This window comes from Pseudomonas sp. CH61 (assembly GCF_059429415.1).
In genome coordinates, this window is record NZ_CM182098.1 from 5,871,365 (window position 1) to 5,895,000 (window position 23,636).

Annotated in this window: 28 protein-coding genes (1 of these 28 cut by a window edge); 10 read left to right on the plus strand and 18 right to left on the minus strand. The window is 59.4% G+C overall.

All coding sequences use genetic code 11. The annotated features are described in order from the left end of the window. Positions 1–24: 24 nt before the first annotated feature. Both AC5SEM_RS26510 and prlC read right to left on the minus strand, forming a co-directional pair. The gene (locus tag AC5SEM_RS26510; RefSeq protein WP_077575217.1) at positions 25–312 is read right to left on the minus strand and encodes a YheV family putative zinc ribbon protein; all 288 of its coding nucleotides are present in this window, start codon (positions 310–312) and stop codon (positions 25–27) included. Continuing rightward, on the minus strand, positions 309–2,360 hold the full coding sequence (gene prlC, locus AC5SEM_RS26515; protein WP_495471612.1) for an oligopeptidase A: 2,052 nt from the start codon (positions 2,358–2,360) through the stop codon (positions 309–311). Before prlC ends, AC5SEM_RS26510 begins: the two co-directional genes overlap by 4 nt. Positions 2,361–2,448: 88 nt before the next feature. Between prlC and AC5SEM_RS26520 the strand changes: the two genes are divergently transcribed. Beyond that, entirely contained in the window at positions 2,449–2,994 is a 546-nt protein-coding gene (locus AC5SEM_RS26520; protein WP_116028656.1) for a gamma carbonic anhydrase family protein, read from the plus strand. 29 nt (positions 2,995–3,023) lie between these two features. After that, a complete protein-coding gene (locus AC5SEM_RS26525; protein ID WP_495471613.1) occupies positions 3,024–3,674 on the plus strand; it encodes an HAD family hydrolase in 651 nt (216 codons plus the stop codon). Positions 3,675–3,767: 93 nt separating this feature from the next. Here the strand turns inward: AC5SEM_RS26525 and AC5SEM_RS26530 are convergent, their stop codons facing one another. After that, complete coding sequence (locus AC5SEM_RS26530; protein WP_077575221.1) at positions 3,768–4,850, minus strand: aminopeptidase; 1,083 nt, start codon at positions 4,848–4,850, stop codon at positions 3,768–3,770. 59 nt (positions 4,851–4,909) lie between these two features. On the opposite strand from AC5SEM_RS26530, the gene AC5SEM_RS26535 reads away from it, so the two are divergent. Continuing rightward, on the plus strand, positions 4,910–5,332 hold the full coding sequence (locus tag AC5SEM_RS26535) for a PA0061/PA0062 family lipoprotein (protein ID WP_077575222.1): 423 nt from the start codon (positions 4,910–4,912) through the stop codon (positions 5,330–5,332). A gap of 40 nt (positions 5,333–5,372) precedes the next feature. Next, entirely contained in the window at positions 5,373–5,792 is a 420-nt protein-coding gene (locus AC5SEM_RS26540) for a PA0061/PA0062 family lipoprotein (RefSeq protein ID WP_077575223.1), read from the plus strand. 6 nt (positions 5,793–5,798) lie between these two features. On the opposite strand, the gene AC5SEM_RS26545 is transcribed toward AC5SEM_RS26540, so the two are convergent. Both AC5SEM_RS26545 and AC5SEM_RS26550 read right to left on the minus strand, forming a co-directional pair. Further along, positions 5,799–6,038: a DUF1161 domain-containing protein gene (locus AC5SEM_RS26545; RefSeq protein WP_077575224.1), complete on the minus strand. Its 240-nt coding sequence runs from the start codon at positions 6,036–6,038 to the stop codon at positions 5,799–5,801. A 242-nt stretch (positions 6,039–6,280) separates the two neighbouring features. Beyond that, positions 6,281–6,712 carry an OsmC family protein gene (locus AC5SEM_RS26550; RefSeq protein ID WP_034152273.1) on the minus strand — a complete coding sequence of 144 codons (432 nt, stop codon included), beginning with the start codon at positions 6,710–6,712 and terminating at the stop codon, positions 6,281–6,283. 241 nt (positions 6,713–6,953) lie between these two features. Here AC5SEM_RS26550 and AC5SEM_RS26555 point away from each other — a divergent pair, with 241 nt between their 5' ends. Next, positions 6,954–7,955, plus strand: coding sequence for an LLM class flavin-dependent oxidoreductase (locus tag AC5SEM_RS26555; protein WP_034152274.1), 1,002 nt, complete (start codon positions 6,954–6,956; stop codon positions 7,953–7,955). Between the two features lie 249 nt (positions 7,956–8,204). Here AC5SEM_RS26555 and AC5SEM_RS26560 read toward each other — a convergent pair whose 3' ends face one another. After that, positions 8,205–8,429: a DUF1161 domain-containing protein gene (locus tag AC5SEM_RS26560; protein WP_150795092.1), complete on the minus strand. Its 225-nt coding sequence runs from the start codon at positions 8,427–8,429 to the stop codon at positions 8,205–8,207. Positions 8,430–8,557: 128 nt separating this feature from the next. Then, the gene (locus tag AC5SEM_RS26565; protein ID WP_007911688.1) at positions 8,558–8,773 is read right to left on the minus strand and encodes a dodecin; all 216 of its coding nucleotides are present in this window, start codon (positions 8,771–8,773) and stop codon (positions 8,558–8,560) included. A 156-nt stretch (positions 8,774–8,929) separates the two neighbouring features. Here AC5SEM_RS26565 and AC5SEM_RS26570 point away from each other — a divergent pair, with 156 nt between their 5' ends. Beyond that, a complete protein-coding gene (locus tag AC5SEM_RS26570; protein WP_007911686.1) occupies positions 8,930–9,256 on the plus strand; it encodes an ElaB/YgaM/YqjD family protein in 327 nt (108 codons plus the stop codon). Here the strand turns inward: AC5SEM_RS26570 and AC5SEM_RS26575 are convergent. Beyond that, on the minus strand, positions 9,229–10,146 hold the full coding sequence (locus AC5SEM_RS26575; RefSeq protein WP_495471614.1) for a LysR family transcriptional regulator: 918 nt from the start codon (positions 10,144–10,146) through the stop codon (positions 9,229–9,231). The two genes, AC5SEM_RS26570 and AC5SEM_RS26575, sit on opposite strands and share 28 nt — an antisense overlap. Positions 10,147–10,260: 114 nt before the next feature. On the opposite strand from AC5SEM_RS26575, the gene trpB reads away from it, so the two are divergent. From trpB to AC5SEM_RS26590, 3 genes are all read left to right on the plus strand, one after another. After that, positions 10,261–11,508 carry a tryptophan synthase subunit beta gene (gene trpB, locus AC5SEM_RS26580; RefSeq protein WP_077575227.1) on the plus strand — a complete coding sequence of 416 codons (1,248 nt, stop codon included), beginning with the start codon at positions 10,261–10,263 and terminating at the stop codon, positions 11,506–11,508. After that, on the plus strand, positions 11,508–12,320 hold the full coding sequence (trpA, locus tag AC5SEM_RS26585; RefSeq protein WP_123593399.1) for a tryptophan synthase subunit alpha: 813 nt from the start codon (positions 11,508–11,510) through the stop codon (positions 12,318–12,320). The genes trpB and trpA overlap by 1 nt, the downstream gene beginning before the upstream one ends. A gap of 122 nt (positions 12,321–12,442) precedes the next feature. After that, positions 12,443–12,898: an anti-virulence regulator CigR family protein gene (locus AC5SEM_RS26590; protein ID WP_495471615.1), complete on the plus strand. Its 456-nt coding sequence runs from the start codon at positions 12,443–12,445 to the stop codon at positions 12,896–12,898. 47 nt (positions 12,899–12,945) lie between these two features. Here the strand turns inward: AC5SEM_RS26590 and AC5SEM_RS26595 are convergent, their stop codons facing one another. The 10 genes from AC5SEM_RS26595 to AC5SEM_RS26640 all read right to left on the minus strand — a co-directional run bounded on the left by AC5SEM_RS26595 (position 12,946) and on the right by AC5SEM_RS26640 (position 22,857). Then, complete coding sequence (locus AC5SEM_RS26595; RefSeq protein ID WP_495471616.1) at positions 12,946–14,907, minus strand: DUF7844 domain-containing protein; 1,962 nt, start codon at positions 14,905–14,907, stop codon at positions 12,946–12,948. After that, a complete protein-coding gene (locus tag AC5SEM_RS26600) occupies positions 14,904–15,224 on the minus strand; it encodes a DUF2388 domain-containing protein (RefSeq protein ID WP_007911662.1) in 321 nt (106 codons plus the stop codon). Before AC5SEM_RS26600 ends, AC5SEM_RS26595 begins: the two co-directional genes overlap by 4 nt. 44 nt (positions 15,225–15,268) lie before the next feature. Continuing rightward, entirely contained in the window at positions 15,269–15,586 is a 318-nt protein-coding gene (locus AC5SEM_RS26605) for a DUF2388 domain-containing protein (protein WP_122596922.1), read from the minus strand. Positions 15,587–15,693: 107 nt separating this feature from the next. Continuing rightward, positions 15,694–16,011, minus strand: a complete 318-nt coding sequence (locus tag AC5SEM_RS26610; RefSeq protein WP_007911658.1) for a DUF2388 domain-containing protein — start codon at positions 16,009–16,011, stop codon at positions 15,694–15,696. 375 nt (positions 16,012–16,386) lie between these two features. After that, entirely contained in the window at positions 16,387–16,602 is a 216-nt protein-coding gene (locus tag AC5SEM_RS26615; protein ID WP_007911656.1) for a DUF1127 domain-containing protein, read from the minus strand. A gap of 322 nt (positions 16,603–16,924) precedes the next feature. After that, positions 16,925–18,418: a succinyl-CoA:acetate CoA-transferase ScpC gene (gene scpC, locus AC5SEM_RS26620; RefSeq protein ID WP_495471617.1), complete on the minus strand. Its 1,494-nt coding sequence runs from the start codon at positions 18,416–18,418 to the stop codon at positions 16,925–16,927. Between the two features lie 214 nt (positions 18,419–18,632). Next, entirely contained in the window at positions 18,633–20,066 is a 1,434-nt protein-coding gene (locus tag AC5SEM_RS26625) for an NAD(P)(+) transhydrogenase (Re/Si-specific) subunit beta (protein ID WP_093429468.1), read from the minus strand. Continuing rightward, positions 20,066–20,386, minus strand: coding sequence for an NAD(P) transhydrogenase subunit alpha part 2 (locus tag AC5SEM_RS26630; RefSeq protein WP_003187417.1), 321 nt, complete (start codon positions 20,384–20,386; stop codon positions 20,066–20,068). Before AC5SEM_RS26630 ends, AC5SEM_RS26625 begins: the two co-directional genes overlap by 1 nt. Before the next feature lie 15 nt (positions 20,387–20,401). Further along, positions 20,402–21,523 (minus strand): Re/Si-specific NAD(P)(+) transhydrogenase subunit alpha, encoded by a 1,122-nt coding sequence (locus AC5SEM_RS26635; RefSeq protein WP_007911649.1) that lies wholly within the window; start codon positions 21,521–21,523, stop codon positions 20,402–20,404. Positions 21,524–21,957: 434 nt separating this feature from the next. Next, positions 21,958–22,857 carry a LysR family transcriptional regulator gene (locus tag AC5SEM_RS26640; protein WP_137219445.1) on the minus strand — a complete coding sequence of 300 codons (900 nt, stop codon included), beginning with the start codon at positions 22,855–22,857 and terminating at the stop codon, positions 21,958–21,960. 158 nt (positions 22,858–23,015) lie between these two features. On the opposite strand from AC5SEM_RS26640, the gene AC5SEM_RS26645 reads away from it, so the two are divergent. Further along, on the plus strand, positions 23,016–23,636 hold the 5' portion of the coding sequence (locus AC5SEM_RS26645; RefSeq protein ID WP_007953903.1) for an acyl-CoA dehydrogenase. 561 nt of this gene lie beyond the right edge of the window; 621 of the gene's 1,182 nt are visible here — the first part of the coding sequence; it begins with the start codon at positions 23,016–23,018; its stop codon lies off the right edge, out of view.

Sequence of the window (23,636 nt, forward strand, 5' to 3'; positions counted from 1 at the left end):
CGTGGAAGGTTTTCAAGCCGCCGCTCAGTCTTCGGATTTCTTCTTCAGCTTCGGATTCGGAAAGAACTGCACCGCCTGCACGGTCTTGTCCGGCGCAGGCTTGTTCAGCGCGCTGGTGTTGACCCGCGTGCCCAGCTCTTTCGGTACCGACAGACCTTGCTCGTTGAGCGTGTCGGAGTAACCGCAAGCCACGCATTCACGGTGCGGCACGCTGTCTTCGTTCCACATCATCAACTTGTCCGGCTCGCTGCACGCCGGGCAGACCGCCCCGGCGATAAAGCGTTTCTTGGTAATCACAGGCCCCTCACTCATGCTGCCGCGTCCTCACTCAGGCCGCTGTGGCGCAACAGTGCGTCAATCGACGGCTCACGACCACGGAAGTCGACGAACAGCACCATCGGTGCCTGCGAACCGCCGCGCGCCAGAATCGCTTCGCGGAAGGCACGGCCGGTTTCTGCGTTGAGCACGCCGTCCTCTTCAAACTTCGAGAAGGCATCCGCCGACAGCACTTCAGCCCACTTGTAGCTGTAGTAACCCGCCGCGTAACCGCCGGCAAAGATGTGCGCGAAGCTGTTCGGGAAGCGGTTATAGGCCGGTGGATGCATGACAGAAACTTCGTCACGCACGCCTTCCAGCACCTGCGCAACGCTGCGGCCGTCACCGTGGGTGGCGTGCAGTTCGAAGTCGAACAGCGAGAACTCCAGCTGACGGACCATCATCAGGCCGGACTGGAAATTCTTCGCCGCGAGCATTTTTTCCAGCAGGTCCTGGGGCAGCGGCTCGCCGCTTTCGTAATGACCGGAAATCAGCGCGAGGCCTTCCGGCTCCCAGCACCAGTTTTCCATGAATTGGCTCGGCAGCTCGACCGCGTCCCACGCCACGCCGTTGATGCCGGAAACACCGGCGTGATCAACGCGGGTCAGCAGGTGATGCAGGCCATGACCGAATTCGTGGAACAGCGTGGTCACTTCATCGTGGGTCAACAGCGCAGGTTTGCCGCTGTCGGCCGGGGTGAAGTTGCACACCAGGTTGGCCACCGGGCTTTGCAGCACGCCGTCGACGGTGCGACGACGGTCGCGGGCGCCGTCCATCCACGCACCGCCACGCTTGTTGGCGCGAGCATAGAGGTCGAAGAAGAAGCGGCCGACGTGCAGACCGTTTTCCTTGATTTCGAACAGGCGAACGTCCGGGTGCCAGGTGTCGAAGCCTTTCTGTTCGGCGATTTCGATGCCGTACAGACGCTGGACGATGGCAAACAGACCGCCCAGTACTTTGTCGATCGGGAAGTAGGCGCGCAGGGTTTCCTGGGCGACGCTGTAGCGTTGTTCACGCAGCTTTTCGCCGTAGAAACCGCTGTCCCAGCTTTGCAGATCGGCGCAGCCCTGTTCGGCGGCGTAGGCGCGCAGCTGTTGCAGATCCTGCTCAGCGAACGGCTTGCTGCGCTTGGCCAGATCGCGCAGGAAGCTCAGCACCTGATCGCTGGATTCAGCCATTTTGGTGGCCAGGCTTAGCTCGGAGAAGCTGGCGAAACCCAAGAGTTTGGCCAGTTCCTGACGCAGGTCGAGGATCTCTTCCATCACCGGGCCATTGTCATTCTGGCCAGCATTCGGGCCTTGATCCGAGGCGCGGGTGCAGTAGGCGGCGTAGACTTCTTCACGCAGCGCACGGTCTTGCGCGTAGGTCATCACCGCGTAGTAGCTCGGGAATTCCAGGGTGATCAGCCAGCCATCGAGGCCTTTCGCCTGCGCGGCGGCAGCCATTTGCGCCTTGGCCGAGTCGGTCAGGCCGGCGAGGGCGGCTTCTTCGCTGACGTGTTTGGTCCACGCCTGAGTGGCGTCGAGCAGTTGATTGGAGAAGCGGCTGCCCAGCTCGGACAGTTTGCTTTGCACTTCGGCGTAGCGTTTCTGCTCGGCTTCCGGCAGGTCGATACCCGACAGACGGAAGTCACGCAGGGCGTGTTCCAGAATAGTCTTTTGCGCCACGTCGAAACCGGCGGCTTCCGGGCTGTTGGCCAGTGCTTCATAAGCCTGGAACAGCTCGCGGTTCTGGCCCATTTCGGTGGAGTAGGCGCTCAGGGCTGGCAGGCACGACTCGTAGGCTTCGCGCAGTTCGGCGCTGTTGCACACGGCGTTGAGGTGGCTGACCGGGCTCCAGGCAGCGCCGAGGCGGTCATTGAGTTCGTCCATCGCCAAAACCAGGCCGGCCCAGGTCGGGTTCTGGCCTTGGCTCTTGAGGATTTCGGCAATGGCGGCGCGGTTGTCCGCCAGGATCGTTTCGATGGCGGGCAGGACGTGTTCGGCACGGATCGTGGAGAACGGTGGCAGGTCATAGGACTGCAGCAGAGGGTTGTTCACGCTCACGGTTGGCACCTTGGCTGGGGAAACATTGCCCCATCTTAATTACAATCGGCATCATCCGCAGCTATCGGCGACAGAGAGAGAAATTATCGTGTCCGTTCGCAAGTACCAGAATCACACCCCCAGCCTTTGCAAAGGCGCGTTTGTCGACAGCTCGGCGGTGGTGATCGGCGACGTCGAAATCGGTGAAGACAGCTCGGTCTGGCCGCTGACCGTGATCCGTGGCGACATGCACCGCATCCGCATCGGTGCGCGCACCAGTGTGCAGGACGGTTGCGTGCTGCACATCACCCACGCCGGCCCGTTCAATCCGGACGGCTTCCCGCTGCTGATCGGCGATGATGTGACCATCGCCCATAAAGTCATGCTGCATGGCTGCACTGTCGGCAGCCGCGTGCTGATCGGCATGGGCAGCATCGTCATGGACGGCGCGGTGGTCGAGGACGACGTGATCATCGGCGCCGGCAGCCTGGTGCCGCCGGGCAAGCGTCTGCAAAGTGGCTTCCTCTACGTGGGTAGCCCGGTGAAACAGGTGCGAGAACTCACCGACAAGGAAAAAGCCTTCTTCACTTACAGCGCGGCGAACTACGTGAAACTCAAGGACCTGCATCTGGCCGAAGGCTACGACACACTCTGAATCGAAATCGCGACCGCTCAGGAATTCCCATGCATTACCAAACCGTACTGTTCGACCTCGATGGCACCCTGACCGACCCGCGTGAGGGCATCACCCGTTCCATCCAGTTCGCTCTCGCCAAGCTCGGTATCGACGAGCCGGACCTGACCAAGCTGGAACACTTCATCGGCCCGCCGTTGTTGCAGGCGTTTATGCAGTTCTACGATTTTGATGAAGCCAAGGCGTGGCAGGCGGTGAATTTCTATCGTGAGCGCTTCAAAGTGACGGGCCTGTACGAGAACCGTGTGTTCGATGGCGTCACGCCGTTGCTGGAAACCCTCAGTGGCCAAGGCCGGCAGCTGTATATCGCCACCTCGAAGCCGTGGGGATTTGCCCGCGAGATTGCCCGGCATTTTGATTTTGCCCGGCACTTCAAGGTGATTTACGGCAGTGAGCTGGATGGCACGCGGACCAACAAGGTTGAGTTGATTGCGCATCTGATCGAGGAAGAAGGGCTGGATCCGGCGAATACGCTGATGATTGGCGATCGCAAGCATGACCTGATCGGTGCCCGGAGCAATGGGCTGGATGCGGCGGCAGTGGGTTATGGGTTTGGCAGTTTTGAAGAGTTGAATGCTGAGGCGCCGGCTTATCACTTTGAAACTTTGGACGAGTTGCATCAGGCCTTTTTGCAGCGCTGATTAGATTGCAATCGCGAGCAGGCTCACTCCTACATTTGGAACGCATTCCCCTGTAGGAGTGAGCCTGCTCGCGATGACTTACTCCCAATCAACTCAACTGTTTGGATCTGCCAACATTTTCAAAGCCGCTTTGCGCTCAGCCACCGGCAACCCACCCAACCGCTCAACCTGCGCATAAAACCTCAGCCAATCCCCTCCAACCTGCTTGAACAACGCCGCAAACGCCGGTACCCATTGGTCATACAGCCCAAACGGCAACAACCGCGCATTGTTCAACGGCGTATTCACCCAAGCGTCATAACGCTTGTCCCCGGCCCACTGGCTGTCCCTCATCATTCGGTATTCGCGGCGAAACTGTTCGAACTCGGCTGCTTTGTGTTCGCGCATTTGCTCAACCGGTATTGACTGCGCGTAGAGCTTTTCCAGCCGTGAGCGGGTATCGAGGACCAATTCAATAAACTGATCGCGCTGCTTCAGCCGTGAATCGGTGTCCGCCGGCAAGCCACGAAACGCCCGCCACTGCCGCGTGCCTTCCTGCTCGACGAACGTGGCAAAGGACTCGTTGAATTCGGTGTCGTCCTTCACATAGAAACGCTGGTGCGCCAGCTCGTGAAAGATCAGCGTGGCCAGACGCTCATCGCCCCAACCCATCATCGAATTGAGGATCGGGTCGTTGAACCAGCCGAGCGTCGAGTAAGCCTCGACACCGCCAATCGACACGTCCATGCCCTGCAGGCGCTGGATCGCCGCTTCGCCTCGCGCGGCACTCTGACTGTAATAACCGCGATAGGCCACGCAGCCGGCAATCGGGAAGCAATGATTCTGTGGCGTCAGGGAGAACTCCTGAGTGGCGAACACATTCCACACCACGTACGGGCGATGGATATCGGCGTAAAGGCGATAGCTCTGGTTATCGGGCAGGTGCAGATGTTCGCTGGCAAAGGCGCGGGCTTTTTGTGACTGGGCCAGATGCGCTCGCAAAGTGGCATCGCGGGTCGGATCGGCAATCACCTTTTCCACAGGCTCTCGGGCCCGCAGCAATTGCAACTGACCGCTGGCCAACTGAGCGTAATAGCTGACGCTGGCGCAACCGTTGAGCAACAAAAACAACACACCCGGAAACAAAACTCGAAAAACGCGATCAAGTAACCCAAGGCTTGGAAACGGCCTGCTCAAAATAAGAAATCCCCCGGAGAGTCTGCCCGCAAGACTATCCCGCCTTAAGGAGCACCGCTATGCGCATGTTGATGCTGTCAGGAGGCCTGCTGACGCTGGCCGGTTGTGCCGGATTCGGAATGCCCGATCCTGATCCCTCGCAAGCCTGGGTCGATCTCGATGCCCGGCAGCAGGACACGACGTTGCAAGCGTTGAAGGTCGATAGCAGCGTGACCGACGACAAACGCTATTTTGAAGTGCAGCCAGGCAGCCATGAATTGAAGGTGCGTTATCAGTTTCCGGTGGCGGCGACCAACATCGGTCCTGACGCTGAGCCGCTGTGGCGCGATTGCCAATTGAACGTGAAATTCAAGGACTTCAATGCCGGCCAGCGTTATCAGTTGCAGGCTGGCAGCATTGGTTTTCGGCCATGGGCCAAGCTCTATGACGAGCAGCGCAAAGTGGTAGGCCAGGGCACGCCGGCAGGCTGCCAGAGCAGCTGATCGGCGCTATGCTGGATATTCAGATCTTTGGATATCCATCATGCGCCAGTTGCTGTTATTGCTCGTTGCCAGTCTTGTGGCCGGTTGTCAGACGCCGTTGCCACCGGTCGATCCGCAGATGGCCTGGGTCGATTTTTCGACGCCGACACCCGGCGGTAAGGTGCTCATGGCCGAGCGCCTCGACAAACAACGACTGAATGACGGGCGCTTCTTCCAGGTCACCCCCGGCAGCCACGAATTGCGCGTGCGGTTCGATTTCGAAGTGTTTGGTGGTGGCGGCAGTTTGATGAACGGCCCGGTAGAGCGGTTGTGTTACATGTACATCCGCTATGACCATTTCGAGGCCGGTCAGCGTTACACGCTGGAGGGCCGTTCGCTGGCGTTCACCCCGAGTGCCCGGCTGTACAACGCCAAGCGCGAAATCGTCGCCGAGGACTACGACTACAACTGCATTATCTGAGGTAACTCAGCTGTCGTTCTTCTGATAGATGATCGCTTTGGTGCCGTTCTCGCATGAACCGACCACCATGGCGATGTCATGTTTTGCGGCTTCTTCCTTGCTTACGATTTCCAGTGTGTAGGACGGCACTGCTTTGGCCTGAATCTTGACCTCAATCTCGTTCTTCAATTCTTCGCAGTCTTTGGGTGCCGCAATTACCGAGGTGGCCAGTGCACTGCAGAGGATCGCCAAGCCAATACGTTTCATGAGTGAAGCTCCCTGAGGCAGCGCGCACGGGGGTGCGCTGAAGCTGCTGTCACTTATTCGACCATATTTTTACAGCGAGGGTTCTGACTTCGCTCACAAGTTGTGCTGAAGGTTTCAAACCTTGTGTTGATTTTGAAATCGCCTTCGCGAGCAGGCTCGCTCCCACATTTGGAACTGTGTGCCACACGAATCCCTGTGGGAGCGAGCCTGCTCGCGAAGGCGTCAGACCGGCCAGCGCCGAATCAACTGACCAGCGAAGCCTCAAGCGTAATCTTCGCATTCAGCACTTTCGACACAGGGCACCCTTCCTTGGCCTTGTTGCTCAGCTCTTCAAACTGCGCCTGCGTCGCCCCAGGGATTTTCGCCTTGAGGATCAATTTCACCGCGGTGATCGCGAAGCCGCCATCGACCTGATCCAGAGTCACTTCAGCCTGAGTGTCGATGCTGTCGGCCTTCAGCCCCGCATCGCCCAAAATCATCGAAAACGCCATGGAGAAGCAGCCGGCATGCGCGGCGCCGATCAGTTCCTCCGGGTTGGTACCTTTGCCGCCCTCGAAGCGCGCCTTGAAACCGTACGGCGCTTCTCTGAGGACCCCGGTTTCTGTGGAGATCGAGCCAATGCCGGTTTTCAGATCGCCTGCCCAATGTGCGGATGCTTTCTTCACGATAGCCATGTCTGCCTCCTCAAGATCTGGCGCGGAAACGCCGCGCCGTCGTGGTTTTACTTGCAAGGCTTCTGAGGATAGACGCCGCAGCAAAGTTCAGCCCGGCTGAATCGTTGACTTTTTTAGTAGGAAATTTCATCGCTGCTATTGAAACTCGGGTATATGCCCTCATTGCACAAAACACGCTTATGGATTTGGCAGGTTTTCGTTCGCAAGAAAAGCCTGCCTCCTCACTCGGAGACGCAGGTTTATGAAGCAACTGTCCGACGTAAAATTTTCCACCCTCGATCTGGTACCGGTACGCGAGAACGGCAGCCCGGCGCAATCGCTGCGCAATTCGCTGGATCTGGCGCAGCACGTCGAGAAATTCGGCTACACGCGGTTCTGGGTGGCCGAACACCACAACATGGACGGCATCGCCAGTTCTGCGACGTCTGTTCTGCTCGGCTATCTGGCTGGCGGTACGTCGACGATTCGTGTCGGCTCCGGCGGCGTGATGCTGCCCAACCATGCGCCGTTGGTGATTGCCGAGCAGTTCGGCACACTGGAAAGTCTGTACCCGGGCCGGATTGACCTCGGCCTGGGCCGTGCTCCCGGATCCGATCAGATGACCGCCCGCGCCTTGCGCCGTGAGCGCTCCGGTAGCGCCGATGATTTCCCCGAAGACGTCGCCGAACTGGTGCGCTACCTCGGCCCGCGCACGCCGGATCAGCGGGTGATCGCGATGCCGGGCACCGGCACCAATGTGCCGATCTGGCTGCTGGGTTCCAGCCTGTTCAGCGCGCAATTGGCTGGTGAGCGCGGCTTGCCTTACGCCTTCGCCTCGCATTTCGCTCCGCGCTTCATGCATGAGGCGATCCGCGTTTATCGCAATCACTTCAAGCCTTCGGCGGTGCTCGACAAACCGTACGTGATGCTCGGCGTGCCGCTGGTGGCCGCCGATACCGATGAACAAGCCGATTACCTCGCGACTTCGGTGTACCAGCGCATTCTTGCGTTGATGCGTGGGCAGAGTCTGGTGCAGCGTCCGCCGGTGAAAACCATGGACGGGCTGTGGCTACCGCATGAGCGTGAGGCGGTGGGGGATTTCCTGGGGCTGGCGATGGTGGGGAGCCCGCAGAAGATCCGCGCCAAGCTGGAAGTGCTGGTTGAGCAGACGCAGGCGGATGAGCTGATTTTTACCAGTGATCTGTATGAGCATGCTGATCGCGTGCATTCGTACGAGTTGTTGGCGCAGGTCATGAAGGGCTGAAAAGCCCCTCACCCTAACCCTCTCCCGGAGGGAGAGGGTACTGACCGGGTTGACTGTTCGAGATACGCCGACCTGAAATTCCAGTCGTACTCAGGCTCTGAACAACCCCCGATCTGCTCCCTTTCCCCCTCGCCCCCCTGGGGGAGAGGGCTGGGGTGAGGGGGTTAGATTTCAAACCCACCCAAAATCTCAAATACCGGACACAAAAAAGCCGACGCCTTCACGTCGGCTTTGGCATTTCAGTCACGATCAACCGCGCTTGTAGACGATTTCCTTGGAGCCAGCTTCGCAGGTGCCAACGACGTCGCCACCAGCGGCCGCGCCCTTGTCGACAATCTCCAGCGAATACCCGGAAACGCCCTTGGCATCCAGCTTCGCCGCAATCTCGCTTTTCAGCTCTTCACATGGCTTACCGGCAGCAAACGCACCACCCGCAAGGCTCAACAAACCTACTGCCAACATGAACTTCTTCATCGGTCGCACTCCCTGGTCGGATTGAAAGAGGCGGGCATCAGGTCATCCACCCGATGCACTCGCCCTGTAGCGCTTTGCCATTCCTATGGCACTCGGCCAGCGCGCAAGTTCAGAAGACTAGACCAAACTCAGCTGCTGGCAATGCGGAAGCCGACTTTCAGCGTCACCTGAAAGTGCGCAGCCTTGCCGTCCTTGATGTGGCCACGGGTATCGACCACTTCAAACCACTCAAGATGCTTGATGCTCTTGTTGGCTTCGGCCAGCGCGTTGTTGATGGCGTCTTCGATGCTGCTGGCGGACGAACCGACCAGCTCGACTTTCTTGTACGTGTGATGGTCACTCATGGCGATCTCCTAGGCGTGTGGAATTGAGACTAGCAGTGAATCTGCACTGTTGATTCGGTGGCTGCGCGCAGGCGAAGTTCAGATTTTCTGCACTTTCTCAAACCGCTGAAGTCCCAACCAACACACGCCACTCATCACCAATGCAGGAGAGCCACCATGGCCAACACCTCTTTACGTAAAGCCTCGTTGCAAAGCATGGAAGCCGAGATCGAGAGTCTGCTCAAATCGTTGGAAAGCTTGAAGGACGACGCTTCGGACGAGTCGCGCAAGACCCTCAAGGCGCTGAAAAGCAATGCCGAAAGTGCGCTGAAGCACTCGCGCCATCTGCTCAGCGATGCCTATGAAGAAGTCAAAGTGAAAACCCGCGAAACCGGGATCGCTACCCGTGATTACGCCCAGGAACATCCATGGACGACGGCCGGTGTGGCCGTCGGTGCGATCGGTCTGCTGGCGGCTTACTTGCTGTTCAAGCGCGGCGAGTGATCCGTCTGGCGCAGTTCGTTCTTGAGCCACTGCGCCAGTTGCCGGGCGCGCCCGTCTGCGGCGCGCTTGGGTAGCCACAACGCCAGTTGCGCCGGGGTTTCACAAAAGCCCCATGGCGCAACCAGGCGACCGGCCTTCAAATCTTCCGTCACCAACGGCTCCGGCGCGATGGCCACGCCAAGGCCTGCCACTGCTGCTTCCAGCAAGTAATACAAATGCTCGAAACCTTGCCCCAGCTTCAACGCTTTTGCGTCGAGTGCGTTCTGCTGCGCCCAACTCGGCCAGGCTTGCGGACGCGAAGTGGTGTGCAGCAGCGGTTCATTGAGCAGCGCCGAGGCTGGCGCGGTTTCCAGGCGCAGATAACCACTGAACAGCGGACTCATGACCGGACCGATGCGTTCTGCGGCCAGTTCATATACCTGCATGTCCGCAGGCCATGGTGGCTCGGCGAACAGCAGCAAAGCATCCAGTCCCGGACGTCGTGGATCGAGATCGCCTTCACCCGCCGACAGATGCAGGCGCAAATCCGGCAGATCGGCATTCAATCGCCCCAAGCGCGGGATAAACCAGCGCGCCAGCAGACTTCCCGAGCAACCCAGTACGAAAGGCGCATCCGCCGTGCTTTGCGTCAATTCCGCGCAAACACTGCGCAACCGGTCAAACGCCTCGCCACTGGCATCGCGCAAACGCATGCCGGCATCTGTGAGTTTCAAGCCGCGTCCATCCTTGACGAACAGACTGACGCCCAGGTGTTCTTCCAGCACTTTGAGCTGACGACTGACCGCGCCATGGGTGACGTGAAGCTGTTCGGCAGCCTGACTGACACTGTTCAGCCGGGCGGTCGCTTCGAACGCACGCAAGGCGTTCAACGGGGGAAGGTCGTGGCTCATGGTATCTGTGAGTTTTCCTGACAGGTTGTGGCGATCTTATCGGTTTTCAGCCTGGACCGTCAGGGGTAGAGTGGTCGTCATTGTCTTTTGACCCGAATTCACCTGGAGCGACTCATGACCCAGACTTCGAACACCTCTGATCTGCGTAACGGCCCGGACGATAACGGCCTGTTCGGCTCGTTCGGTGGCCGCTACGTGGCGGAAACCCTGATGCCGTTGATCCTCGATCTGGCCCGCGAATACGAAGCGGCCAAGGAAGATCCGGCGTTCAAAGAAGAATTGGCCTACTTCCAGCGCGACTACGTCGGACGTCCGAGCCCGCTGTATTTCGCTGAACGCCTGACCGAGTTCTGCGGCGGAGCGAAGATTTACCTCAAGCGCGAAGAGCTGAACCACACCGGCGCGCACAAGATCAACAACTGCATCGGCCAGATCCTGCTGGCGCGGCGCATGGGCAAAAAGCGCATCATCGCCGAGACCGGCGCCGGCATGCACGGCGTGGCCACCGCCACCGTCGCTGCGCGTTTCGGTCTGGATTGCGTGATCTACATGGGCACCACTGACATTGAACGTCAGCAGGCCAACGTCTTTCGCATGAAGCTGCTGGGCGCTGAAGTGATTCCTGTGGTGGCCGGTACCGGCACCCTGAAAGACGCGATGAACGAAGCCCTGCGTGACTGGGTAACCAACGTCGACAACACCTTCTACCTGATCGGCACCGTGGCCGGCCCGCATCCTTACCCGGCGATGGTTCGCGACTTCCAGGCCGTGATCGGCAAGGAAACCCGTGATCAGTTGCAGGCTCAGGAAGGCCGTCTGCCGGACAGCCTGGTGGCGTGCATCGGTGGCGGTTCCAACGCGATGGGCCTGTTCCACCCGTTCCTCGACGACAAGAGCGTTGAGATCATCGGCGTTGAAGCCGCCGGTTACGGCATCGAAACCGGTAAGCACGCAGCCAGCCTGAATGGCGGTGTTCCGGGTGTGTTGCACGGTAACCGCACCTTCCTGCTGCAGGACGACGATGGCCAGATCATTGACGCTCACTCGATCTCCGCTGGCCTCGATTACCCCGGCATTGGTCCTGAGCACGCCTGGTTGCATGACATCGGCCGCGTTCAATACACCTCGGTGACCGACGACGAAGCCCTCGACGCGTTCCACAAATGCTGCCGCCTCGAAGGGATCATTCCTGCCCTGGAAAGCGCTCACGCTCTGGCCGAAGTGTTCAAACGCGCACCGAAGCTGCCGAAGGATCACCTGATGGTGGTCAACCTGTCGGGCCGTGGCGACAAAGACATGCAGACCGTCATGCACCATATGGAAAACTCTCAACAAGAGCCATCCAAGCAGGAGAAACACTGATGAGCCGCCTGCAAACGCGTTTTGCCGACCTCAAAGAACAGAACCGCGCGGCGCTGGTGACCTTCGTCACTGCCGGTGATCCGGACTACGACACTTCGCTGGCGATCCTCAAAGGCTTGCCGGGTGCCGGCGCCGACGTGATCGAGCTGGGCATGCCGTTTACCGACCCGATGGCCGACGGCCCGGCGATTCAACTGGCGAACATCCGTGCGCTGGGCGCCAAACAGAACCTGGTGAAAACCCTGCAAATGGTTCGCGAGTTCCGCGAAGGCAACAGCGATACGCCGCTGGTACTGATGGGCTACTTCAATCCGATCCATATGTATGGCGTTGAACGCTTCATCGCTGACGCGAAAGAGGCCGGCGTCGATGGCCTGATCGTGGTCGACATGCCGCCTGAGCACAACGCCGAGCTGTGCGACCCGGCGCAGGCTGCCGGTCTGGACTTTATCCGTCTGACCACGCCGACCACTGACGACGCGCGTCTGCCGAAGGTGCTCAATGGCAGCTCCGGTTTCGTTTACTACGTGTCGGTGGCCGGTGTGACCGGTGCCGGTGCGGCGACCTTGGAGCACGTCGAGGAAGCGGTAACTCGTCTGCGCCGTCATACCGATCTGCCAATCAGCATCGGTTTCGGCATCCGTACGCCGGAGCAAGCAGCGTCCATCGCACGTCTGGCCGACGGCGTGGTGGTGGGCTCGGCGTTGATCGATCACATCGCCAATGCGACCACGCCTGCTCAAGCCGTCGACGGCGTATTGGGCTTGTGCTCGGCACTGTCGGAAGGCGTGCGTAAGGCCCGCGTCAGCTGAAGGTAAAGTTCCTGATACAGAGGAATTAGCGCCTCGCGGCACAGACTAAATGAGCAAGACCGAGGGCTTCAGAACATCGTTCTGAAGCCCTTTTTGCTGTTTGTGCCGTGAGGAAATACCCGATGAAAATGCCGAAACGTCTGATAGCCGGACTGGGCGTGCTGTTGATCAGTGCGACTCCGCTGCTGGCCAGCGCCGATCAGCGCGATGATCAAGACCACGGCGGCCCACAGCAGGGCCAGCACGATAACCGCGGCGACAATCACGGTGATGATCACCGTGGTCCGCAAAATGATCATCGAGGTGGCCCGCCACCGCACGACTTCGGCCCGGTGCGTCAGACCATTCGTGACAATCATGGCTACTTTGTCCGCGGTGCGCCGCCGCCTCCGGGGATTCATCTGGAGCGTGGGCGGCCGTTGCCGCATGGGTATTACGGTGAACGTCTGGACGGTCGCGCGTTGGGTCGTTTGCCGGTGTATCCGGGTTATGAATGGCGTCGGGCGGGGGGCGATATCGTGCTGATCGCGGTGGGCACCGGGATCGTCTACGAAATTCTCGATGGCGTTTTGTATTGATCCGCAGGCAATAAAAAAGACCGCAGCCAATGGCTGCGGTCTTTTTTTCAGGGCAGCTCCAGTCCGCCGGAGGCCTTGTGCAGTTTGCGCAGATGCGCGCCAATCTGCTTCACGTTCTCTTCGCTGGCCGCAATCTCCGCAGCCCGCTTGGGCTCCAGCAACTTGCGCACTTCGGCGTCGAGATCGCCCGACAGCGCGAGCAGCTTCTTCTGCCGCTGACTGCTCTCCGCTTCCAGTCGAGTGAACTCGGTCGGCTGTGGCAATCCGTAACCCTTGGCGTCGAGCAATTCCGCCGGACGGCTGAGGAACCCGCTATTGGCGAGGATTTCCTGCAAGGTCGCGTTGGCCTTGTCCATGCCGCCGTTTTCCAGCTCCCGCGCGCCGAGGTAGCGTTGCTTGACCTCGTCTTGTGCCAGCAGCAATTGGCGGCGATAACTCGCCTGCTCCAGCAACAACAACGCGGCGCTGGTGCGCAAGTCGGCGCGCTCAAACCACTCACGGCGTTCTTCGGCTGTCAGTGAAAGCCATTCTTCGACGGTGTTCTGCTTGATCGGCAATTGCTTCTTAAGCACATCGAACATGGCCTGATAGCGATCGCGGAACGAGTCGAAGCGGTAGCCAAGACGCAACGCTTCTTTCGGATCATCCAGCACACTGGTGTCCGCCAGACCACGGCCCTTCATCACTTCCAGCAAGCCGTTGGGCATGATGCTGTCCAGACCCACGAACTGGCTGTTGTCACTGCCGCTGCGCAACAGCTTCAGGCCTTCCACCGCACAGTTGTTGGAGAGGAAGAAGTAGTTGCCGTCATAGCTCCAGTGCATCTCGGCCGCATGCTCGACTACGCCCTCGATCTCGTCCCGTGACAGGTTCAACGGCACGGAAGCGAGGCTGCGCAGTTCGGTCTTGGTGTATTCGTCGATGACCTGCGCGAGCGGCAACACGAACAGCCGCGACGGGTATTTGCCGACCAGTCCGTCCCAGCTCGACAGCTGCACATCGCCGACGAAGGCGCGGTAGGACAACACCAGATGCTGGTCCAGATCGAGTCGGCAATCCGGCCCGCGCGGGCGGCCCGGTGCGCAGATCACCAGACGCAACATGCTGTGGCCCCAACGGCTGACCCAGTTCTGATTAGCCTCGGCCAGTAGGTAGTCGACGGCATAGACCCGTTCCGGATCGACTTGCCCCAGGGGTTGTTTGGCGAAGTCGTTGCCGGCATTGAGGAACGAGAAGGTTTTGCTGCAGGCGTCCTTGGCCGGAGGAGCCCAGCCGAAGTGCTCCTGGTAATAGCGATACAGCGCCGGGCGGCGGCAGGCATAACTCGGGTCGAGGAGGAAATACTCCATATTGACCGCGACGAACTCCTTGGGGCTGGAGATTTCGTACAGGTCCGGGCTACGAGCGATCTGCCGGTTGTGTTGTTCGCGCTCACCACGACGACCGACGTATTGCTGCCAACCGGCGAGGTCGAGCAGGCGCGGATCATCGCTGAGGGTGAAGCGCCGGCCGTTCTGACCGCGACACTCGTCCGGTATGCCGATCAGCCCGGCGCTGTTGAACCGTCGAGTGCAACGCTGGATCAGCGTGCGTTCGGCAGTCGGCCACAGGCGCGCGCGATCATAAATATGGGTGATTTCATGCAGCACCGTGGCGAGCAGTTCCTGGCGCACAGTGCCGTGGGGGCGATTGGTTTTTTCTTTGGCGGCGCTGCCGTCAGTCAGGCTGGCGAGCAGTTTGCGATTCAGATCGAGTTCGGCCACCAGCGTGGCCTGGCCATAGGCGTTGCTGGGCATGTCGTCGGTCCAGCCGACATCGATGCGCCGATCCAGCCGCTCGATAAAGCTCGGCGGCAGCTTTTGCATCGCCTCATCGATCAGCGCCTGGCTGGCCTGTTGTTGAGCGGGGCTCAGACCGTCGGTCTTGAGCCGCAATTGCAGGCCGGCGTGGGCGTTGTTGCCAAGCAGCAACAACGCCCCGGCCAGCAGCCAGGTGCCGAGTGACTTCACAGTGCGAGGATGGCTTCGGCGAGAACCTGATCGCTGGCGTCGCGCGCTTCCGGCACACGGGTGCGCAGGGTATTGAGCGCGGCTTCCAGATGCGCGCCACGGATATCACCGTTAGTGGCAACGAAACTGGCAGCGTCGTCGTGGGCTTCGCGGATGATTTTCGAATCGCGAATCGACGTGGTGGTGTCGGAGGTGAAATCGATGGTGCGCTGGGAGGCACGAACGATGATGTTACTGGTGGCTACCAGGGTGTGCGCCTGGGCCACGTCGGCCAACAAAAACAGGCCAAGGGCGGCAGCAATCAGCGGGCTACGCATGGAACGACTCCGGAAGGGCAAGGATAACTGGGGGTACAGGATAACTATTGGACGAGAATTGCTTCTGCCAGTTCAAGGTCGCTGACATGAAGTTTCGGCCGGGTTTTGCGCAGGTAATGCAGCGCGGATTCCAGACGAGCACCTCGCCATTCACCGTCACTGGCAACGAACGCGGCCGCGTCATCGTGAGCGGCGAGCAGCAGTTTACGGTCGAACGGTGCGGAAGACACCATGCTGGTGGCGTAACCACTGACGACGGTGCCTTGGGTCGACGCGTTGAAAGCATCAAAGGCATTAACCGGCGCCGTCCAGCAGGCGGTGAACAATAGGGAGGGAATCAGTAGATTTGGAAGAAAGCGCATCGGACTCGGTAATTTTTGGTGAGCCCAAAGGCTAGCGCAATGCCCGGGCCAGAGCCAGCGCCGAAACATCGGGACACGACCGGCGTGTCCCGAATGGTACCTGGCGCTTAGATCGTCAGAATGGCCTGCGCCAGTTGTGCGTCAGTGGCTTGCAGCTGTGGCGCCTGGTGACGGATGTGATCCAGTGCGCTTTCCAGTTTCACCCCACGGATTTCACCTTCGCTGGCCACGAAGCTGGCAGCGTCGTCACGGGCGGCAAGGACAATTTTGTCGTCACGGAAGGATGAAGTCACATCGGACGTGGCGTCGGACGAGGATTTCAGAGCGCCGACAACGGCGTCGGTGGTCACGATGAAGCTGGTGGCGCTGGCGTTGGCAGCCACGGCCAACAGGGCGGCGGCACTGAGCAGACGAAGACGGGACATGGTGTAACTCCTTTGGATAAACCGTAGAGAGAGGTGGCTCGGTATCTGAGGAGTCAGACGCCAGTGACACAGCTTTCGCCACGTTCTGCGTGGATATTAGGCGCAGAACCCGATACCTAACCAGCATCCAGACGAAAAACTGTAGGAGCTGCCGAAGGCTGCGATCTTTTGCTTTGGATTTTCAAGATCAAAAGATCGCAGCCTTCGGCAGCTCCTACAATTGTAATGGTCTAATTTCGAATTATGTGAACTGTACTGGTATGGCTTTTTAAGAGCCCAAAACGACAAAACCCGTCGCGGTTTCCCACGACGGGTTTTGTTTGTTCAATTCGGGTTGCTGGCGGTGGGTCTAACGACCAGAGCCAGCGACGCTACTTAGCGCCAGAACGGCTTGCTCAGCTCTTCGTAGCGTTGTGCTTCGCTGATACCGGCGTCAGCCAGCAGACGCGAATCCAGACGAGCCAGTTGGTGGCGGCTGGAGATGCGGCGCTGCCACAACATCAGGTTGGCGATAACGCGCAGAGGCAGGGAAGCCTGGGTGTTTACAGCTTTGTCTTCGAAGAACAGTTCGGAACTGAGTGTACGTTCCATGGTTGACATCCTTCCGCTTGTGGCGGGATCAGGTAGTGGTTTGACTGGTGCCCATGATCCTCTCGTTTGCCTAGTCTCTCTAGATACAGTTCAACTGTATTGTGAGTGACCAGTTAACTGTTTATAGGGGGTGTACGGGTCAAAATTGAGCAAACTGTACTTGTCCGCACTCAAGTGGTGCATTTTTGCTCGATTCACTCGGAAAAGTAGGTAAAGGCTGTAGGAAACGACCGGTACAGCAGTACAGTTTTTGTCAGGCGGGGAGGCTTGAGAAAGTTCGCCGACGCAAACTGTATTAGCGTCGGCGGTTTATCTGTGTGAATCAGACAGCGAGCATGCGCCCGGTTTCTTCCAGATTCATGTGCCAGCTCAGGGCTTCACGCAGGATGTGCGGGGTGTGGCCACCGATGGCACAGGCTGCCGTGAAGTAATCGTTCAGTGCCTGACGGTAGTCCGGGTGCACACAGTTATCGATGATGACCCGCGCGCGCTCCCGTGGCGCCAGGCCGCGCAAGTCAGCCAGACCCACTTCGGTCACCAGAATGTCGACATCGTGCTCGGTATGGTCAACGTGGCTGACCATCGGCACCACACTGGAAATCGCGCCGCCCTTGGCGATCGACTTGGTCACGAACACCGCCAGATGCGCGTTGCGCGCGAAGTCACCCGAACCGCCGATGCCGTTCATCATCCGCGTGCCACAGACGTGGGTGGAATTGACGTTGCCGTAGATGTCGAACTCCAGCGCCGTGTTGATGCCGATGATGCCCAGGCGCCGCACCACCTCCGGATGGTTGGAGATCTCCTGCGGCCGCAGCACCAGTTTGTCCTTGTACTTCTCCAGATTGCCGAACACGTCGCTGTTGCGGCGCTCCGACAGGGTGATCGAGCTGCCCGAAGCAAAACTCAGCTTGCCGGCATCGATCAGGTCGAACGTCGAATCCTGCAGCACTTCGGAGTACATGGTCAGGTCTTCGAACGGCGAATCGATCAGGCCGCACATCACCGCGTTGGCAATGTTGCCGATCCCGGCCTGCAACGGGCCGAGCTTGTTGGTCATGCGCCCGGCGTCGACTTCCTGCTTGAAGAAGGTAATCAGGTGATCGGCGATGGCGTTGGTGTCGACGTCCGGCGACGACACGGTGGACGGCGAATCGGCCTGCTGGGTGATGACGATGGCGACAATCTTCTCCGGCGGAATCGGAATCGCGGTGCTGCCGATGCGGTCGTCGACTTTCACCAGCGGGATCGGCGTGCGCGTCGGGCGGTACGTCGGGATATAAATGTCGTGCAGGCCTTCGAGGTTGGCGTTGTGCGCCAGATTGATCTCGACGATCACCTGTTTGGCGAAAATCGCGAAGCTCGCCGAGTTGCCCACCGACGTGGTCGGCACGATGTGGCCTTGCTCGGTGATGGCCACGGCTTCGATGACCGCGATGTCTGGCAGCTTCAGTTGCTGGTTGCGCAACTGCTCGACGGTTTCCGACAGATGCTGGTCGATGAACATGACCTCGCCGGCGTTGATTGCCTTGCGCAAGGTGCTGTCGACCTGGAACGGCATGCGCCGCGACAGCACGCCGGCTTCGGTCAGTTGCTTGTCGAGATCGTTGCCCAGGCTGGCGCCGGTCATCAGGCTGATCTTCAGCGGCGTGATCTTGGCGCGCTCGGCCAATGCGTGAGGGACGGCTTTGGCTTCGCCGGCGCGGGTGAAACCGCTCATGCCGACGGTCATGCCATCCTCAATCAGAGCAGCAGCGTCGGCGGCGCTCATCACTTTATCCAACAACGAAGGCAGGCGAATACGGTCACGGTACATGGATTATTATCTCGGGCAACGAGTAGCAGGATGCGCAGTCTAGTGAATTTGACGGGCGCCTGTCCCGCTACCAAGGTCGCAAACGAGGCGTCTATTTAGCGGGTTTCAAGTAAAACACCGTTACCGGAACTGCAACAACGCGGCAAATTGTCCGACTGTTTGCGCAAACAAAAACGCCCCGACGAGTCGGGGCGTTCGGTCTTGCAGCGGGGAATTACTCGACCGCTTTGACCATGTCTTCGATGACTTTCTTCGCGTCGCCGAAGACCATCATGGTCTTGTCCAGATAGAACAGCTCGTTGTCCAGACCGGCATAGCCGCTGGCCATCGAGCGTTTGTTAACGATGATGGTTTTGGCCTTGAACGCTTCGAGAATCGGCATGCCGGCAATCGGCGATTTCGGATCGTTCTTCGCGGCCGGGTTGACCACGTCGTTCGCGCCGAGCACCAACACCACGTCGGCCTGGCCGAACTCGGAGTTGATGTCTTCCATCTCGAACACCTGATCGTAAGGCACTTCGGCCTCGGCGAGCAGAACGTTCATGTGCCCCGGCATACGGCCGGCAACCGGGTGGATCGCATACTTCACGGTCACGCCACGGTGGGTCAGCTTCTCGGTCAATTCCTTCAGCGCATGCTGTGCACGCGCTACTGCCAAGCCGTAACCCGGGACGATGATCACGGTGTCGGCGTTGGTCAGCAGGAAAGTTGCGTCGTCAGCCGAACCGGATTTCACCGGACGGGCTTCTTTCGCACCGGCAGGACCTGCATCGGCCGTATTGCCGAAACCACCGAGCAGTACATTAAAGAAGGAACGGTTCATCGCCTTGCACATAATGTACGAGAGGATCGCACCGCTCGAACCCACCAGCGAACCGGCGATGATCAGCATCGAGTTGTTCAGCGAGAAGCCAATTCCCGCCGCCGCCCAGCCCGAGTAGCTGTTGAGCATCGACACCACCACCGGCATGTCGGCGCCGCCGATCGGGATGATGATCAGCACACCCATCACGAACGCCAGCGCCAGCATCAGCGCGAACGCGGTGAGGTTGCCGGTGAACATGAAGGTCAGGCCCAGTGCCAGCGTCGCCAGGCCCAGTACGGCGTTCAGCTTGTGCTGACCAACGAACTGTACCGGGGCGCCCTGGAACAGGCGAAACTTGTACTTGCCCGACAGCTTGCCGAACGCAATCACCGAACCGGAGAAGGTGATCGCACCGATGGCAGCGCCGAGGAACAGCTCCAGACGGTTGCCCGCCGGAATCGAGTCGCCCAGCTGTTTAACAATGCCCAGCGACTGCGGCTCAACAACTGCGGCGATCGCGATGAACACCGCTGCCAGGCCGATCATGCTGTGCATGAAGGCGACCAGTTCCGGCATCTTGGTCATTTCAACGCGCTTGGCCATGATCGAACCGGCAGTGCCGCCGACCAGCAGACCGACGATGACGTAACCGATACCGGCAGTTGCCAGCTCAGCACCCAACTTATAGATGAGGCCGACGGTAGTCAGGATGGCCAAGGCCATGCCGAGCATGCCGAACAGGTTGCCGCGCCGCGATGTCGTGGGGTGCGACAGGCCTTTGAGGGCCTGGATAAAACAGATCGACGCGATCAGGTAGAGCGTCGTGACGAGATTCATGCTCATTACTTCGGCGCCTCTTCTTTTACTTTCGGGGCTTTCTTCTTGAACATCTCAAGCATGCGGCGGGTGACCAGGAAGCCACCAAACACGTTGACCGCCGCCAGTGCCACGGCGAGGGTGCCCATGGTTTTGCCCAGCGGCGTGACAGTCAGTGCAGCAGCGAGCATGGCGCCGACGATCACGATCGCCGAGATGGCGTTGGTCACTGCCATCAATGGCGTGTGCAGCGCAGGTGTAACGTTCCAGACCACGTGGTAACCGACATAAATCGCCAGCACGAAGATGATCAGGTTGTAGATACCGGGGGAGATAAGCTCTTCCATCGTCTGAATCCCTGCTTAGGCGTTTTTGCGGATGACTTGGCCGTCGCGGCACATCAGGCACGCGGCGACGATGTCGTCTTCGAGGTTGACGTCGAACTGGCCTTCTTTGGTGAAAACCAGCTTGAGGAAGTCCAGCAGGTTGCGCGCGTACAGTGCCGAGGCATCTGCAGCGACTTCACCGGCCAGATTGGTTGGGCCGCAAATGGTCACGCCATTTTCGACCACGACCTGATCGGCCACGGTCAACGGGCAGTTGCCGCCCTGAGCCGCCGCGAGATCGATGACCACCGAGCCCGGTTTCATCTGCGCTACAGTCTCCGCGCTCAACAGCGTCGGCGCCTTGCGGCCCGGAATCAGCGCGGTGGTGATGACGATATCAGCCTGCTTGGCGCGCTCGTGCACAGCCTGCGCCTGACGCTGCATCCAGCTCGCTGGCATTGGCCGCGCGTAACCGCCGACACCGACGGCGCATTCGCGCTCTTCATCGGTTTCGTAAGGCACGTCGACGAACTTCGCACCGAGGGATTCGATTTGCTCTTTTACCGCCGGACGCACGTCGGACGCTTCGATCACCGCACCCAGACGTTTCGCCGTGGCGATCGCCTGCAACCCTGCCACACCGGCGCCGAGAATCAGCACACGCGCCGCCTTCACGGTACCCGCAGCGGTCATCAGCATCGGCATGAAGCGTGGGTAGTGGTGAGCAGCCAGCAACACAGCCTTATAGCCGGCAATGTTCGCCTGCGACGACAACACATCGAGACTCTGCGCGCGCGAGGTGCGCGGCGCCGCTTCGAGGGCGAACGCGGTAATGCCGCACTCGGCCATCTTCGCGATGGTTTCGTTGTTGAACGGGTTGAGCATGCCCACCAGCACCGTACCGCGCTTGATCAGCGTCAGTTCGGCATCGCTTGGGGCGACCACTTTGAGAATCAGCTCGGCGCCAAACGCGTCATTGGCACTGCCAATGGTTGCGCCTGCCGCTTCATAGGCACTGTCGACCACACTGGCTTTTACGCCGGCGCCGGTTTGCACAGTGACCTTATGACCTTGGCTGATCAGCTTTTTAATGGTTTCCGGGGTTGCAGCAACCCGTGTTTCACCGGTCTGGGTTTCGAGAGGAACACCAATGTGCACGTCAAATCTCCTGCGTGATCTTATTGAGTAAACCCATGCACTACGGATGGTGCGACTGGGGCGGCCGATCAGCACGATCCCGCCAAATCAGGGCGGGGCGCGGCATTTTGCAGGCGAACTTTATGCCCTTCAAGGGATTATGACGGGTGACGGAAAATTAACTACAAGTCATGCCGTGACCGAATGTCGCAGATGGCCAGTTGAATCCCTTGTAGGCCGTGCCTTGCAAGGATTCTGGCCGATTATGGAAAAATTTCTCATCGGTGACGTGAATAGGTACTAATGCGTCGCTGATGAAGGCTCAAAGCCACGTCGTCAGGCGCTTGTGGGACGTCTGTACGACTTTCGGATACAGTCTGTGCAATTGCGACAAATACTTATATCTGTAGTGCTTTTGATTTCCTGACTACGGGGTTAATTATCGCTGTGAGCCTTTACCCTTCAAGGCTGTAGCTCTGTGCCTGGGTTACCAGCCAGTCACGAAATGCCTTCAATGACGCTGATTCGACCTTTCGTTCGGGAATCATCAGGTAATAGGCCTTGATGCTCGAGAGTGCCTGGGAGTTGGCAATCACCAAGCGCTTCTCGGCCAGTTCACGTTGAATCAGGAACGGTGGGATCAGCGCAATGCCCATGTCGTGCATGGCGGCCTGGGCGAGCATGGAGAATAGCTCGTAGCGTGGACCTGTCATGTCGCGGGGGATATTCAGGTGTTGTGAGTTGAACCATTGGCGCCAGGCATAAGGGCGGGTGGTCTGCTGCAACAAAGGTAGCTCGGCGATTGCCTCGGCTGTCAGATGTGTCTTGTCACCGAGTAGGGCCGGGCTGCACACCGGCATCGGATTCTCGCCCATCAGTCTGTGGGATTCGGTGCCCGACCAGTCGGCATCGCCGAAGTAGATCGCTGCATCGAACTCGGTATCGGCAAACAGGAAGGGGCGAGTGCGGTTGGTCAGGTTGACGGTGACTTCCGGGTGTTTGAGCTGGAAATCCTTGAGTCGCGGTAGCAGCCATTGCGTGCCAAAGGTCGGCACCACCGCCAGTTCGATCACGTTGGTGCCTTGCTGGCCCATCACCGAGAGGGTGTCGCGCTCGACCGCATCAAGTTGCGTGGCGACTCGGCGGCTGTAGGAAAGTCCTGCTTCGGTCAGTTTCACTCCGCGTCGCGAGCGTCGGAACAGTTCCACGCTGAGGAACTCCTCTAGGCTGGCGATCTGTCGGCAAATGGCGCCTTGGGTGAGGGAAAGTTCTTCAGCGGCGCGGGTAAAGCTCTCGTGACGCGCGGCGGCCTCGAAACTGATCAGTGCTGTGGTGCTGGGGATCTTCCTGCGCATGTACATCAACCTCACTAATGCGCCGCATAAAAGGCATTTCGCGACGTTTCGGAGTGAGAAATTAGCACAACAGAATGCGAAATCCTCGTTTGCCGCGACGGCGAACCGCGCCTACGATCAATGCCACGTTAATTCACCCGATTTGCGAGGACACACTCATGGGCGGTAAAGCTAGCTTCAACTGGATCGATCCCCTGCTGCTGGATCAACAGCTCACTGAAGAGGAGCGCATGATCCGCGACACCGCCGAGCAGTTCGCTCAACAGAGCCTCGCACCGCGTGTTCTCGAAGCTTTCCGTCATGAGAAGACTGACCCGGCGATCTTCCGCGAGATGGGCGAAGTCGGCCTGTTGGGCGCGACCATCCCTGAGCAGTACGGCGGCAGCGGTCTCAACTATGTCAGCTACGGTCTGATTGCTCGCGAAGTCGAGCGTGTCGACTCCGGCTACCGCTCGATGATGAGCGTGCAGTCTTCCTTGGTCATGGTGCCGATCAACGAATTCGGCACTGAAGCACAGAAGCAGAAATACCTGCCGAAGCTGGCTTCCGGCGAGTGGATCGGCTGCTTCGGCCTGACCGAGCCAAACCACGGTTCCGATCCGGGCGCGATGATTACCCGTGCACGTAAAGTCGACGGTGGCTACAGCCTGACCGGCGCGAAGATGTGGATCACCAACAGCCCGATCGCCGATGTGTTCGTGGTCTGGGCCAAAGACGATGCTGGCGACATCCGTGGTTTCGTACTGGAGAAGGGCTGGAAAGGTCTGAGCGCTCCGGCG